General features: G+C 41.2%; 14 protein-coding genes. 8 read left to right on the forward strand and 6 right to left on the reverse strand.

Annotated elements, in window-relative coordinates; all coding sequences use genetic code 11:
• Positions 1 to 19: 19 nt before the first annotated feature.
• The 3 genes from VS868_RS05375 to VS868_RS05385 all read left to right on the forward strand — a co-directional run bounded on the left by VS868_RS05375 (position 20) and on the right by VS868_RS05385 (position 2,719).
• Positions 20 to 1,189: a hypothetical protein gene (locus tag VS868_RS05375; protein ID WP_345599442.1), complete on the forward strand. Its 1,170-nt coding sequence runs from the start codon at positions 20 to 22 to the stop codon at positions 1,187 to 1,189.
• 165 nt (positions 1,190 to 1,354) lie between these two features.
• Complete coding sequence (locus VS868_RS05380; RefSeq protein WP_266068346.1) at positions 1,355 to 1,693, forward strand: T9SS type A sorting domain-containing protein; 339 nt, start codon at positions 1,355 to 1,357, stop codon at positions 1,691 to 1,693.
• 54 nt (positions 1,694 to 1,747) lie between these two features.
• The gene (locus VS868_RS05385) at positions 1,748 to 2,719 is read left to right on the forward strand and encodes an acyl transferase (protein WP_345599444.1); all 972 of its coding nucleotides are present in this window, start codon (positions 1,748 to 1,750) and stop codon (positions 2,717 to 2,719) included.
• A 129-nt stretch (positions 2,720 to 2,848) separates the two neighbouring features.
• On the opposite strand, the gene tyrS is transcribed toward VS868_RS05385, so the two are convergent.
• Positions 2,849 to 4,144 carry a tyrosine--tRNA ligase gene (gene tyrS / locus VS868_RS05390; protein WP_345599445.1) on the reverse strand — a complete coding sequence of 432 codons (1,296 nt, stop codon included), beginning with the start codon at positions 4,142 to 4,144 and terminating at the stop codon, positions 2,849 to 2,851.
• A gap of 82 nt (positions 4,145 to 4,226) precedes the next feature.
• Here tyrS and VS868_RS05395 point away from each other — a divergent pair, with 82 nt between their 5' ends.
• The gene (locus VS868_RS05395) at positions 4,227 to 5,246 is read left to right on the forward strand and encodes an SDR family oxidoreductase (RefSeq protein WP_266068342.1); all 1,020 of its coding nucleotides are present in this window, start codon (positions 4,227 to 4,229) and stop codon (positions 5,244 to 5,246) included.
• Between the two features lies 1 nt (position 5,247).
• Here the strand turns inward: VS868_RS05395 and VS868_RS05400 are convergent, their stop codons facing one another.
• The 3 genes from VS868_RS05400 to VS868_RS05410 are packed head-to-tail and all read right to left on the reverse strand — an operon-like array spanning position 5,248 to position 7,821.
• Complete coding sequence (locus VS868_RS05400) at positions 5,248 to 5,748, reverse strand: DUF4296 domain-containing protein (protein WP_266068341.1); 501 nt, start codon at positions 5,746 to 5,748, stop codon at positions 5,248 to 5,250.
• Between the two features lies 1 nt (position 5,749).
• Positions 5,750 to 7,090 (reverse strand): dihydroorotase, encoded by a 1,341-nt coding sequence (locus tag VS868_RS05405; RefSeq protein ID WP_266068340.1) that lies wholly within the window; start codon positions 7,088 to 7,090, stop codon positions 5,750 to 5,752.
• Positions 7,090 to 7,821 carry a polyprenol monophosphomannose synthase gene (locus tag VS868_RS05410; protein ID WP_266068339.1) on the reverse strand — a complete coding sequence of 244 codons (732 nt, stop codon included), beginning with the start codon at positions 7,819 to 7,821 and terminating at the stop codon, positions 7,090 to 7,092. The genes VS868_RS05405 and VS868_RS05410 overlap by 1 nt, the downstream gene beginning before the upstream one ends.
• Positions 7,822 to 7,922: 101 nt before the next feature.
• On the opposite strand from VS868_RS05410, the gene VS868_RS05415 reads away from it, so the two are divergent.
• Together VS868_RS05415 and VS868_RS05420 are read left to right on the forward strand one after the other, a co-directional pair.
• A complete protein-coding gene (locus VS868_RS05415; protein ID WP_266068337.1) occupies positions 7,923 to 8,591 on the forward strand; it encodes a DUF4271 domain-containing protein in 669 nt (222 codons plus the stop codon).
• A gap of 11 nt (positions 8,592 to 8,602) precedes the next feature.
• A complete protein-coding gene (locus VS868_RS05420) occupies positions 8,603 to 9,355 on the forward strand; it encodes a uroporphyrinogen-III synthase (RefSeq protein ID WP_266068336.1) in 753 nt (250 codons plus the stop codon).
• 66 nt (positions 9,356 to 9,421) lie between these two features.
• On the opposite strand, the gene pckA is transcribed toward VS868_RS05420, so the two are convergent.
• Together pckA and VS868_RS05430 are read right to left on the reverse strand one after the other, a co-directional pair.
• Complete coding sequence (gene pckA / locus VS868_RS05425) at positions 9,422 to 11,023, reverse strand: phosphoenolpyruvate carboxykinase (ATP) (RefSeq protein WP_345599446.1); 1,602 nt, start codon at positions 11,021 to 11,023, stop codon at positions 9,422 to 9,424.
• A 78-nt stretch (positions 11,024 to 11,101) separates the two neighbouring features.
• Entirely contained in the window at positions 11,102 to 11,491 is a 390-nt protein-coding gene (locus tag VS868_RS05430) for a DUF423 domain-containing protein (protein WP_345599448.1), read from the reverse strand.
• A 79-nt stretch (positions 11,492 to 11,570) separates the two neighbouring features.
• Here VS868_RS05430 and VS868_RS05435 point away from each other — a divergent pair, with 79 nt between their 5' ends.
• Together VS868_RS05435 and VS868_RS05440 are read left to right on the forward strand one after the other, a co-directional pair.
• Complete coding sequence (locus VS868_RS05435; RefSeq protein WP_345599449.1) at positions 11,571 to 12,944, forward strand: saccharopine dehydrogenase C-terminal domain-containing protein; 1,374 nt, start codon at positions 11,571 to 11,573, stop codon at positions 12,942 to 12,944.
• Between the two features lie 212 nt (positions 12,945 to 13,156).
• Positions 13,157 to 13,351, forward strand: coding sequence for a hypothetical protein (locus VS868_RS05440; RefSeq protein ID WP_266068332.1), 195 nt, complete (start codon positions 13,157 to 13,159; stop codon positions 13,349 to 13,351).
• The last annotated feature ends 53 nt before the right edge of the window (positions 13,352 to 13,404 follow it).

Here is a 13,404-nt window from a genome sequence, read left to right on the forward strand (position 1 = left end):
CAACTAAAAATTAGAAAAAATGAAAAACCAATTCTTAAAAACCGCATTTACAATCGCGCTTTCACTCAGCTTGTTTTCATGCAGCAGTGATGATGATGTTCCAAACCCCGATCCCGGCACAGGAGGCGACTCAGGAATACTTGAGGGCACTGTTCTTGAAGGGGATATTACAGAAGACCTCCTTGTGAAAGAAGGTAATTATAACCTGAAAGGCGCAGTTTCAGTAAAAGATGGAGCCACACTAACCATAGAACCAGGAACAACTTTCACGATAAGCGCCGCAGACCAGGCGGCAGGAGTAAACCTGTTATTTGTAGAACAGGGCGGCAAATTAATAGCCGAGGGTACTGCAGCAAAACCTATAGTCTTTACTTCTGAAAATAAAAATTCGGAAGGTGGAGACGGTGACTGGGGCGGTATCGGTATACATGGCCGCGCCAAAATGAACGCCCCCGGCGGAACCTCAATCTCTGAAGCAGGGCAGTTACCGTATGGAGGCACCAATGATCAGGATAGTTCGGGGAGCCTGAAGTATGTAAGAGTCGAATATGCAGGGCAGGCATCTTCAGATGGCCAATTTGAATTCAATGCTTTCTCCTTCTTCGCGGTAGGCAGCGGCACCACTCTTGAAAACCTCGAGGCTTTTGAAGGCGCTGATGACGGGTTTGAATTCTATGGAGGTACTGTAAACGCCAGGAACCTTGTAGCTATAGGAATGGAAGATGATTCAATAGACTGGGATGAAGGTTACCGCGGAACTCTTAATAATGTTGCTATTGTTCAATACGACGGCGTGGGAGATTTCGCTTTTGAACTGGCTAACAGAAAAGGTGAGAACAATGCAGAACCACGTTCAATGGGTACAGTTAAATATGTGAGTATTTGGGGCCATAACCGCAGCGGCAAAGCTGCATTCGATTTAAAACAGGGAACCGCCGGAACTTTCGAAAATATTGTGGGGAGTAATTACGAAACCATCATATTTCTCAATGACCAGCTACAGGAAGTAGAAAATGACCAACTACAATTTACCAATGCTCATTTTGAGTACAGTAAAGATCTTGTGGTGAACAACGTTAACGACACCGAGGTAGCGGGCAACTTACTAGAGCTTGATGAGAATGCAACAGGTGCAGATCTAAGCGTCTTTGAAAGCTGGAGCAACCTGGCTGCGGCTCAAAAATTTTAATGAATTAGCCGTTTATTAATAGATTTGTTTTTAAGGGGTTGCGATGTCGCAACCCCTTTTTTTGAAAATTATTGTGTAGAAATTAAGCTTTAACTTTTCTGCAACTAAAATTTGGTGCGGTTTTTGAATTTTTTATTGTAATTTTGAATTGATACCGTATTGAAAATGAAACAACTCTACTTGTACCCTCTTATGATCATTGGCCTTTTGCTCTTATCGAGCCCGGCTTTTGCACAGGTATCAGCCCCGGAACCTCCTGTAAAAGAAGTTCCTATTGAAGGGCTTTCTATTTTCCCCAATCCTGCTTCAGGTCAAAAAGTGTACATTAACACTAAAGCGGGAAAAGCTAAAAGAGTAGAGATCTATAATGTTTTGGGCAAGAGCATCCTTTCTGCACAATTAACAGGGAATGAGCTCAATATCTCCAATCTTGAACCAGGGGTATATATTATGAGGATCCAGGAAGGTCGAAGTTCTGCTACCCGAAAGCTTGTGGTAAGATAGCCCATATCCTTTATTTTATTCAGTACCTTTGTGCCCTCAATTTTTTATGACAATTTGAAGGACATATTTTCCATTTCCACTCTCGAGGAGTTCAATAAAAAAGCGCTGCAGGTATTTGATTATCAATACAAAAACAACCCTGTATACCAAAAATTTGCCCAGCTGTTGCACCGCAGTCCGGCACAGGTAACCTGTGTTGAAGAAATCCCTTTTTTGCCAATCTCCCTCTTTAAATCTCATAAAATACTTTCTTCGGAAGCTTCTGCTGAAGTTATTTTTAGCAGCAGCGGCACCACAGGTACTCAAACCAGCAAACATTACGTTACAGACCTGAAGGTTTATGAGGAAAGTTTCCGCAGGGGTTTCACACATTTCTACAATAATGTAGAAGATTATGCAGTGCTCGCACTTCTTCCCTCATATCTTGAAAGAAAAGGATCTTCATTGATCTACATGGTGCAGGATCTTATTGAGAAAAGTAATAATCCGGCAAGTGGTTTTTATCTTCACGACCTCGATGCGCTCGTTCAAAAACTACAAGAGCTGGAAGAGAAAGGGCAAAAGACACTGCTTATAGGTGTTTCTTTTGCATTACTGGATCTGGCAGAGCAATACCGTTTAAACCTAAAGCATACTATTGTGATGGAGACCGGCGGAATGAAAGGCCGCCGCAAGGAAATGATACGCACCGAACTTCACGAAGTGCTAAAAAACGGATTGGGGGTAGAAGCTATTCATAGCGAATATGGAATGACCGAGCTACTGTCACAGGCATACGCCCTCAAAAATGGCATTTTTGAATGCCCACCCTGGATGAAGATCCTTATAAGAGAACCCGAAGACGCCTTAAGCTTACTCCCCGAAGGGAAATCTGGCGGAATCAACGTGATAGACCTCGCCAATATTAATTCCTGCTCTTTCATTGCCACACAGGACCTTGGTAAAAATTTAGGCGGGGGAAAGACTGAAATACTGGGCCGTTTTGACCACAGTGATATAAGAGGGTGTAACCTGATGGTTTTTTAACAAAAAATAATTACCTGTACTGTAAGGATTGTAGTTTTTACCGACTTACTGTACGGTTAGATTATGTTTTCATAATTGGTTGGTTAGTAGAAGCCCCCTTCGCCCTCTAAGGCAAGGGGGCTATCTTATTTACTCAACCCTTAAAATATAGGTGTTCCTTTTTCCTTTATTGATAATGACGTATTTATCATTTAAAAGGTCATTTGTGGTGATGGTATAATCTTCGGTGACCTTTTCTTTATTTACCGAAATAGAATTTTCTTTTAAAGCTCTCCTGGCTTCTCCGTTAGAGTTTAAAAAGTCGGTTTTGGCAGAAAGAGCTGCAATCATATCCAAACCTGCCTCTACATCGGCACGGTCAATTTTTGCCTGTGGCACCCCTTCAAAAACATCTAAAAAAGTAGCTTCATTCAGCTTTTTTAGATCCTCGGCGGTACTCTTTCCAAAAAGTACTTCCGAAGCCTTTACAGCATTATCATACTCCTCTGCCGAGTGTACCATTACAGTAATTTCTTCGGCCAGTTTTCGCTGCAATTCTCTCAAATGAGGCGCCTCTTTATGCTGAGCTATAAGACCTTCTATCTCTTCTTTTGAAAGGAAAGTAAATATTTTTATAAATTTTTCGGCATCTTCATCGCTGGTGTTGAGCCAGTATTGATAGAACCTGTAAGGAGATGTACGTGCCGGATCAAGCCAGATGTTCCCCGACTCGGTTTTTCCGAATTTAGTACCGTCGGCCTTGGTAATTAACGGGCAGGTAAGGGCATAACCTTTCCCTTCACAAATTCTTCTAATGAGCTCGGTTCCGGTTGTGATATTCCCCCACTGGTCACTACCACCCATTTGCAGCGTACAATCCAGCTCCCTGTACAAATGCAGAAAATCATATCCCTGCACAAGCTGGTAAGTGAATTCGGTAAAAGACATTCCTTCGGAAGAATCTGAAGACAACCGCTTTTTCACGCTGTCTTTAGACATCATGTAGTTCACAGTAATGTGTTTTCCTACATCTCTTATAAAGCTCAAAAAACTGAAGTCTTTCATCCAGTCATAGTTATTCACCATTACTGCCGCATTCTCTGCTTCACTTTCAAAGTCGAGAAATTTAGACAGTTGGTTTTTAAGGGCATTTTGATTCTGAAGCAAAGTAGCTTCAGTAAGAAGATTGCGCTCGTTTGATTTTCCTGAAGGGTCACCTATCATTCCTGTAGCTCCTCCTACCAGTGCCACAGGACGATGTCCTGCTTCCTGGAAGTGCTTCAGCATCATAACACCCACCAGGTGACCTATATGTAAAGAATCGGCTGTGGGGTCAATCCCAACATAGGCAGACCTAAGGCCTTCCAAAAGATGCTCTTCGGTGCCGGGCATCACATCGTGAATCATCCCTCTCCAGGTCAATTCTTCTACAAAATTCTTGCTCATGATCATTATTTTGAAGTAAAAACAGCCGTAAAGATACCATAAAGCTTCATTTTTCCTAAGCGGTTTTAGCTATATTTACCTCATGATTCTAGTCACCGGAGGCACAGGCTTGGTAGGTTCACATTTGCTGCTTGATCTTGTTAAAGCAGGAAAATCTGTTCGTGCGATCTATCGTACAGAAGCAAGCTTAGAAGCCGTAAAAAAAGTTTTTTCCTACACGAATTCCCAACCTGAAGCAAACACCCTCTTTTCTTCGATTGAATGGGTTCAAGCCGATATCACAGACATCCCCTCTTTAAATAACGCCTTTAAAGATATTCATCAGGTTTATCATTGTGCGGCACTGGTCTCTTTTGACACTTCTAAAGATGCTTTACTGCGGAAGGTGAACATTGAAGGCACAGCTAATGTTGTAAACCTTTGTATCGCAAATGAAGTGGAGAAACTTTGTTATGTAAGTTCTATTGCCACTTTAGACCAGAAACCCGGCGAAAAGGAGATCACTGAAGTTTCTTTCTGGAACAAAGAACTTAGCCACAGCATGTATGCCATTACCAAATATGGCGCAGAGATGGAAGTGTGGCGTGCAAGCCAGGAAGGTGTTCCTGTGGTTATTGTGAAGCCCGGGATCATTATTGGCCCCGGATTTTGGAGCAGTGGCAGCGGTAAAATCTTCGAAAAGATACACAGCGGCCTCGATTACTTTGTTCCAAAAACCACCGGCTTTGTCGGCGTTTGGGATGTGGTAAGAATTGCCCGGGAACTGATGGTTTCCCCTGTCAAAAATGACGAATTCATAGTGGTTTCTGAAAACCTTTCGTTCAAGACAGTTTTTTCTATGACGGCTAGTTCCCTTGGAAGACCAGCACCATCAAAAGCACTAAAAAGATGGATGGTACTTACCGGATGGTTGTGGCAGGAACTAAGAGGTTTATTTTCAAACCGGGAAAAGCAACTGGAAAAGAGGTCTCAAAAAAGCCTTTTTGAACACACGTTTTATTCTTCAGCTAAACTGAAGCAACAAATAGATTTTGAATTTGAACCTATTTCAGAAGTAATAGAAAAAACAGCTTCTTACTACAAAAAAGACCTTCAGAAATAATTTAACGTTGAACCCGGCTTTTTGAAACAGGCATGGGAAGCCTGGGATCGGGCTCAAGCAATCCTGAAGTATCCCTTCTAAACTCGCGCCGTATCAAAGTATCCCGGGTACCATTTCCGGAATTTTCTCTAAGAGAATCTTTTCTTTTTTCCTCCACTTCCCTAATGGAATCATACTCGGCCATCAGTGCCTCCAGCCTCTCCTTTACCCTCTCATATATTTTTTCGTACTGCTTGTAGTTCTGCGCGTAGTACTCATTGCTTTGCGCCAGCTGGGTACTGTCTATGCCGTATTTTTTGGTAAGATAAGGGTATGCATTCACCCCTTTTTCTTCCATAAGAGTTTTGTTGTAGCTCCTGGCACCATGAAGCAGGGAAAGTTCTGTGAGCACCTCAACCATCTTATCTTCAGCAATTAGATTATCTGGTTTTGGAGTACGGTTGATTTCCTGGCAGGAAACCAGCATTAAAAAGACCCCTAAAATGGTGAAGACCTTTCTCATGCTACCTGTCAAATTTTAATCTTTCGGCTTGTACAAAAGGAGTGAAATTGAAATTCTTGTAAACTAAATTTCCATTTACAAAGGTGTGAGTTACCCGCGATTTGAAAGTAGTGCCTTCAAAGGGAGACCAGCCACATTTATACAGCGTATTTCCAGGCTGTACAGCCCATGGAGCATTGAGATCAACAAGTACAAGATCGGCCTTGTAGCCCTCTCTTATAAACCCTCTTTTTTCAATATCAAAAAGAATAGCGGGGTTATGGCACATTTTCTCTACAATTTTCTCCAGTGAAATTTTGCCCTGGTGATACATCTGCAGCATTGCAGGGAGAGCGTGTTGCACTAACGGGCCGCCGCTTGGAGCCTTGGTGTACACGTTTTTCTTTTCCTCACGGGTATGCGGCGCATGGTCTGTCGCGATAACATCTATCTTGTCTTCAATTAGCCCTTTTAAGAGAGCTTCCTGATCTTTTTGTGTCTTTACAGCAGGGTTCCATTTTATGAAAGTTCCCTTTTTCCCGTAATCTTCATCATTGAACCAAAGGTGGTGCACACAAACTTCGGCAGTGATCATTTTATCTTTAAGCGGCTTTTTACTGTCGAACAACTTGAGTTCTTTTGCCGTAGAAAGATGGAAAACGTGTAATCTCGCCCCGGTTTTTTTAGCTAATGCAACAGCTTTTGATGAAGAAATATAACAGGCTTCTTCACTGCGAATTTTAGGATGCAGCTCTACCGGAATATCATCTCCATACTCCGCTGTATATTTCTGTAGATTCTCCTGAATGGTTTTTTCATCTTCACAATGCGCTGCAATGAGCACAGGAGATTCTTTGAAGATTTTCTCCAGCACTTTTTCATCGTCTACCAACATATTCCCCGTAGAGGAGCCCAGAAAAAGTTTGAGGGCCGGCACTGTTTTGGGGTCTATTTTCTTGATCTCCTCAAGATTATCATTAGTACCTCCAAACATAAAGGCATAATTGGCGTAAGAGGTAGCCTCTGCCAGTTTATATTTTTCTTCAAGAAGTTCTATAGTGGTGGTTTGCGGCTGGGTATTGGGCATTTCTATGAAAGAAGTAATACCACCTGCCACAGCTGCTTTTGAGCCTGTTTCAATTGTTTCTTTGTGGGTAAGCCCCGGCTCCCTGAAATGCACCTGATCATCAATAACCCCAGGTATAAGGTAATTGCCTTCGGCATCGACGATAGTAAGGTTAGGAGATTTGGCACTTATACTTGAAGCGATCTCTTTAATAATTCCATCTTCAATAAAAACATCTCCTTCAACGATAGCACCTTCATTGACAATTTTTGCATTCTTAATTAATACCTTCTTCATTATATTGTCATCTTATTAAACAGACTGTTTATTTTCATTTTTATCACTCCAAAAACAGCTTCCCATATAATTGAACCACTCATTTTTGATGTTCCGCGGGTTCTGTCGGTAAAAACTACCGGCACTTCCACGATGTTGAACTTTGCCAGGTAAGCTTTGAATTTCATTTCAATTTGAAAAGCATAACCAACAAATTTAATTTTATCAAGGTGAATCCTCTCAAGCACTTCTCTATCATAGCAAACAAAACCTGCCGTGGTATCTTCTACAGGCATTGCTGTTATGAAGCGTACATATTTTGAGGCCAGCCAGGATAAAAGCACCCTGCTCATGGGCCAGTTTACCACATTAACCCCGGTTTTATACCGGGAGCCAATCGCTACCTGGGCTCCACCCCGCTTACAGGCATTATAGAGGCGTATCAAATCGTTGGGATTGTGGGAAAAATCGGCATCCATTTGAAAGATGTACTTATAATCCCGTTCCAAAACCCATTCAAAACCTTTGATATACGCCGTACCCAAACCAGATTTCCCTTCCCTTTCAATCAGGAATAACCTATTCTCATAGACCGATTGCAGAGACCTGACTATTCTGGAGGTTTGATCGGGAGAATTATCATCCACCACCAAAACGTGAAAATCGCGCTGAAGAGAAAAGACATTTTTAATGATCTTTTCAATATTTTCTTTTTCGTTGTAGGTGGGTATTATAACAATCCCATCTGGCATAAAATTCTTTTGGACAAATGTAACTATTTTTAAAGTTTAGGATGGTTTTTTAAAACTTCTTTTAATCGTATTAATCCTACCTTTGTAGAAAATTCTCCTGCTTGGAAGTAATAGAAAGACATGCGGTTTCTCAAGACTGGATCACCCTCCTACTCTTACTGGTATTGGTACTGCTGGTGGTGGCCAGGTATGCGTTCACTCAAAGGTTTGCCCACTTTAGCATGCTTTTCGCTACAGATAAGTACCTTCTTTTAAAGGGAAAAGACCCCAATCTTTTTCATCCATTTAACGTACTTCTTTTTGTTGTGAATGTGGTCTCGGCAGGCCTGTTTATCTTTATTTACTACCTCACTTTTACCGATGCTTACCCTGAGAGGCCAATGGTAACCTTCTTAAGGATAATTACTGCATATACGACTTTTGTGCTGCTCAAGTTTTCCCTGGAAAAGATTCTGGCAGATGTAGTTTCAGTCAATGATAAAATGAACTACTACCTGTTCTACAAACTTAGTTACCGCAATTTCATGGCCTTGATATTACTCCCTGTTTCTATATTTTTTATATATACATGGGAACCAACAAGGCTGGTGCTCTACATTTTGCTGGGACTTATTTTACTTATGAATTTGATTACCCTGCTCAGCATTTTTATCAAAAACCGACAGTACATTGCGACCCATTGGTTTTATTTTATTTTGTATCTTTGCGCTCTTGAAATTGGACCCTATTATATTTTATATAAGCTGGTTACCAAGTTCCAGGGTGAATAAAAAATATGTATATGAAAGTGAAAACAATTCTGGTATCTCAACCAGAGCCGAAGGTTGAAAATTCTCCTTATTTTGATCTTGAAGAAAAACAAAAAGTAAAAATAGATTTTATCCCGTTTATCCACGTTGAGGGCGTTTCTTCCAAGGATGTAAGACAGCAAAAGGTAGACCTTTCAAATTATACAGCAATTATCCTTACCAGTCGTAATTCTGTTGACCATTTCTTTAGAATTGCTGAAGAGATGCGATTTAAAGTTCCCGATACTTTAAAATACTTTTGCCAGAGCGAGGCCGTTGCTTATTACCTGCAGAAATACGTAGTTTACCGCAAGCGGAAAATTTACGTCGGAAAAAGGACTTTTGCTGAACTTTCTCCCCTTATTAAGAAGTACAAAAACGAAAAATTCCTCCTGCCATCTTCAGATATGCTGAAGCCAGATGTGCCAAAAACCCTGAATAAGCTTGGGGTGGATTGGAAAAAAGCTGTTTTCTACAAAACCGTTGTGAGTGATCTTTCTCACCTTAGGGAAGTATTTTATGATATCCTGGTGTTCTTTAGCCCCAGCGGAATCAAATCCCTATTTGAGAATTTTCCCGATTTTAAACAAAATGACACCAAAATTGCTGTTTTTGGAAACACTACGGTAAAGGCTGCAAAAGACCACGGACTGGTTGTGAATATTCAGGCGCCAACGCCTGAAACACCTTCCATGACCATGGCTCTTGAAAAATACATCAAGGAACAAAATAAAAAGGCTCATTAGATCCTGAAAAATTGGACATAAAAAAACCGGCAGTTGCCGGTTTTTTTATGTCTTTCTCTGTAATTCTTATGATACTTTAGGAGCACCTGAAAGGATTTCTTCATTAGCCTGCGCCTGGAATTTTTCAAAATTCTTTTGAAAAGATTCGGCAAGTTGATTGGCCTTTCGGTCATAAGCTTCTTTATCTTTCCAGGTATTTCGCGGATTGAGTACTTCAGAAGGTACGTTCTCACATTCCACCGGCATCTGCAAACCAAAAACCGGATGCTCAATATATTCTACGTTCTCAAGCTTCCCTTCAAGTGCCGAAGAGATCATTTCCCTGGTATAGCGCAACTTCATTCTTGAACCTACTCCGTAAGGCCCGCCAGTCCAACCGGTATTTACCAGCCACACATTTGTATTGTTCTCTTTCATCTTTGCACTCAGCATTTCAGCATAACGCGTGGGGTGTAACGGCATAAAAGGTGCGCCAAAACAAGCAGAGAAGCTTGGAATAGGCTCATCTACACCTGCTTCGGTACCTGCTACCTTTGCAGTGTACCCGCTTATAAAGTGATAGGCTGCCTGCCCCGGAGTAAGCTTGCTTATTGGAGGCAAGACCCCAAAAGCATCGGCTGTGAGAAAGAAGATATTTTTTGGATTTTCACCAATAGAAGGCTCCTGAATATTGTCAATATGATCAATTGGGTAACTCACCCTGGTGTTCTGGGTAATTTCGGTATTTTCAAAGTCTACCTCTCCACTTTCATCCAAAATGACATTTTCGAGAATTGCCCCTTTTTTAATAGCCCTGAATATGTCCGGTTCATTCTCTTCGGTAAGATTGATGACTTTTGCATAGCAGCCACCTTCAAAATTAAAGACCCGGTTCTCTTTGGTCCAACCATGCTCGTCATCTCCAATAAGCCTTCTTTCAGGATCGGCAGAAAGCGTGGTTTTCCCGGTCCCCGAAAGGCCGAAGAAAATTGCCGTATCTCCTTCTTCTCCCACATTTGCAGAACAGTGCATGGGTAAAGTGTTTTTATCAATTGGCAGTATGAAATTGAGGGCCGAAAAAATCCCCTTTTTAATTTCACCCGTATACCCTGTTCCTCCAATGAGTGCAATCTTTTTTGTAAAGTTTAAAATGGCAAAATTGTGCTGCCGGGTTCCATCCACTTCAGGATCGGCCATAAAACCGGGAGCATTTAATACCAGCCAGTCTTCCTTAAAATCATCCAGTTCACTTTCTTCAGGACGTAAGAACATGTTATAGGCAAAGAGGTTTGACCACGGATATTCATTTACTACTCTAATATTCAGCCTGTAATCTTCATCAGCACAGGCGTATGAGTCTCTCACAAAGACTTCTTTTCCAGAAAGATAATCGGCTACCTTATTGTAAAGGGCATCAAATTTATCGGGATCAAAGGGAATATTTATATTTCCCCACCAAACCCTGTCTTTGGTAATGTCATCTTCAACAATAAACCTGTCTTTGGGCGATCTTCCTGTAAATTCCCCAGTGTTTACTGCCAAAGCTCCAGACGAAGCTTCTACTCCCTGACCTTTTTCAATAGTAATGTCATGTAGGTCTTTTGGAGAAAGTTGATAGTGAACTTCTACATCATTAATACCATACTGTTCTAGCGCAATCGTTTTCGTAAGTCGTTTTTTAGCCAACATAAAAAGTTTAGTTGAGTGGTTTGTTTAGGTCAACAAAAGTAGAAAAACTTGTAAAGAATCAGCTGAGGCTAAATTCTTTTATTTCTTTTTTAACTTAAAGAAGCTGATTAGCAACACCATCCATGCGATGATCATCAAAGAACCACCAATGGGAGTTATGAGGGCAATAGTCCTGAAATCAAAAGAAGTGAGGCTGTTAGTAGCCAAAAGATAAATAGAACCTGAAAAAAAGCAAACCCCAAAAAGTGTTAAGTAGAAGCAAATTCTTTTAACTTTTTCTGGCGCTATTGGTAACCCTCCCAGGATAAGAAGAAATAAAGCGCTGTACATCTGATATTTAACTCCGGTTTCAAAGGTCTGAATACTCTCCAGAGAAAGAAGGGATTTTAACCCATGAGCTGCAAAAGCCCCAAGTATAATAGCTATAACTCCAAACAATGCTCCCGTGATCAATAATCTCCTGTTCATAGTATAATTTTAAAAGACGCTCTCAATTAATTACATTCGTTATCCAAACAATTAACAAACATACTCAAAGTTTAGCCTTATGCGCAAGATTCTTATCATAGGTGCAGGAAAATCTACCTCTGTCCTCATTGAATATTTACTAAAAAAATCGGAACCCGAAGATCTTCAGATTATCATAGGAGACCTCGAAGTTGAAAATGCTCAAAAGTTAGCCGGAGACCATCCCAGGGCAAAAGCCACCCAACTCGACATTTTCAAGAGAGAAGAAAGAGAAAAAGCTGTTCAAAATGCCGATATCGTGATCTCCATGCTCCCGGCCCGTTTTCATATTGAAGTGGCTAAAGACTGCCTTGTTTATGGCAAGAACATGGTTACTGCTTCTTACATAAGTGAAGAGATGCAGCAGCTGGATGATGCTGTTAAAGACAAGGGGCTCGTCTTTATGAATGAAATTGGCGTAGACCCCGGTATTGACCATATGAGTGCTATGCAGGTTATAGACCGCATAAGAGAACAGGGAGGGAAAATGCTGCTCTTTGAATCTTTTACCGGCGGACTCGTAGCGCCCGAAAGTGATACGAACCTCTGGAACTACAAGTTCACCTGGAACCCGCGCAATGTTGTAGTGGCAGGACAGGGCGGAGTGGCAAAGTTCCTGCAGGAGGGAAAGTTCAAGTACATCCCTTATAACCGCCTTTTTAGAAGAACCGAATTTCTCGAGGTAAAAGACTACGGAAAATTTGAAGTCTATGCCAACCGCAATTCCTTAAAATACAAAAGCATCTATGGACTGGATGATATCCTTACGCTTTACCGCGGAACCATTCGCCGCGTTGGTTTCAGCCGGGCCTGGAATATGTTTGTACAACTGGGCATGACAGACGACAGTTACACTATGGAGAATTCCGAAGAAATGAGCTACCGCGATTTTGTAAATTCTTTTCTCCCCTACTCACCAACAGATTCTGTCGAATTAAAATTCAGGCATAACCTGAAGATTGATCAGGACGATATTATGTGGGACAAGCTTCTGGAACTAGATATCTTCAACCCTGACAAAAAAGTTGGTCTAAAAAATGCTACCCCGGCAGAGATCCTTCAGAAGATATTAACCGAAAAATGGTCTCTTTCACCAGAGGATAAGGACATGATCGTTATGTACCACAAATTTGGGTACGAGATAAATGGTGAACAAAGGCAAATTGATGCCACCATGGTAAATATTGGGCAAGATCAAACCCGAACTGCCATGGCACGAACCGTTGGTTTACCTGTAGCCATTGCCGCTTTAAAAATCCTCAACGGAACAATATCAACTCCAGGCGTGCAACTACCTATCACCAAAGAAGTATATGACCCTATTTTAAAAGAACTGGCCGAAAACGGAATTACCTTTAGGGAAGAAGAACATTCATACCTGGGATATAATCCTTTTGGCGAGGTAGGAAATTGAAGATAAATGCTTTGTAATTGATCTTTATCAGGTTTCTGGAGTTTTAGCTATGTTTATTTGGAACAATTCTGAATAAGATATACATTTGCTACCGAATGAACCTGCTGTACAAATCATATTACTTTACCTCTTACCAATGCGATCGCAGTCGTTGCTTTTACATCGACTTCGGCCACAAACAGGTAAAGTTTAGTTTTTGCCAACTCCTGGCGATGAGGCAAAAGGTACAGCGCATCGATATTTCTTCTCACTTCGATAAGGATCTAAATTACAATGGGATTGAAGTTATTACCCTGTGTAACCGCGAACATTTGTTTGTGTTTGACACCTTACAGGTCATTGATCTAAAAGAGCTTCTAAGATCTACTTTTGGCATTTTGGAATTAAATTCCCTGGTGAGCCACTAGGCTGTCTTTGAATTTAGATCAAGTATAAATTTGGCTTCTGTCTCAAAAAGCCC

This window comes from Salinimicrobium sp. 3283s, assembly GCF_039602225.1.
Classification (GTDB): Bacteria; Bacteroidota; Bacteroidia; order Flavobacteriales; family Flavobacteriaceae; genus Salinimicrobium; species Salinimicrobium profundisediminis.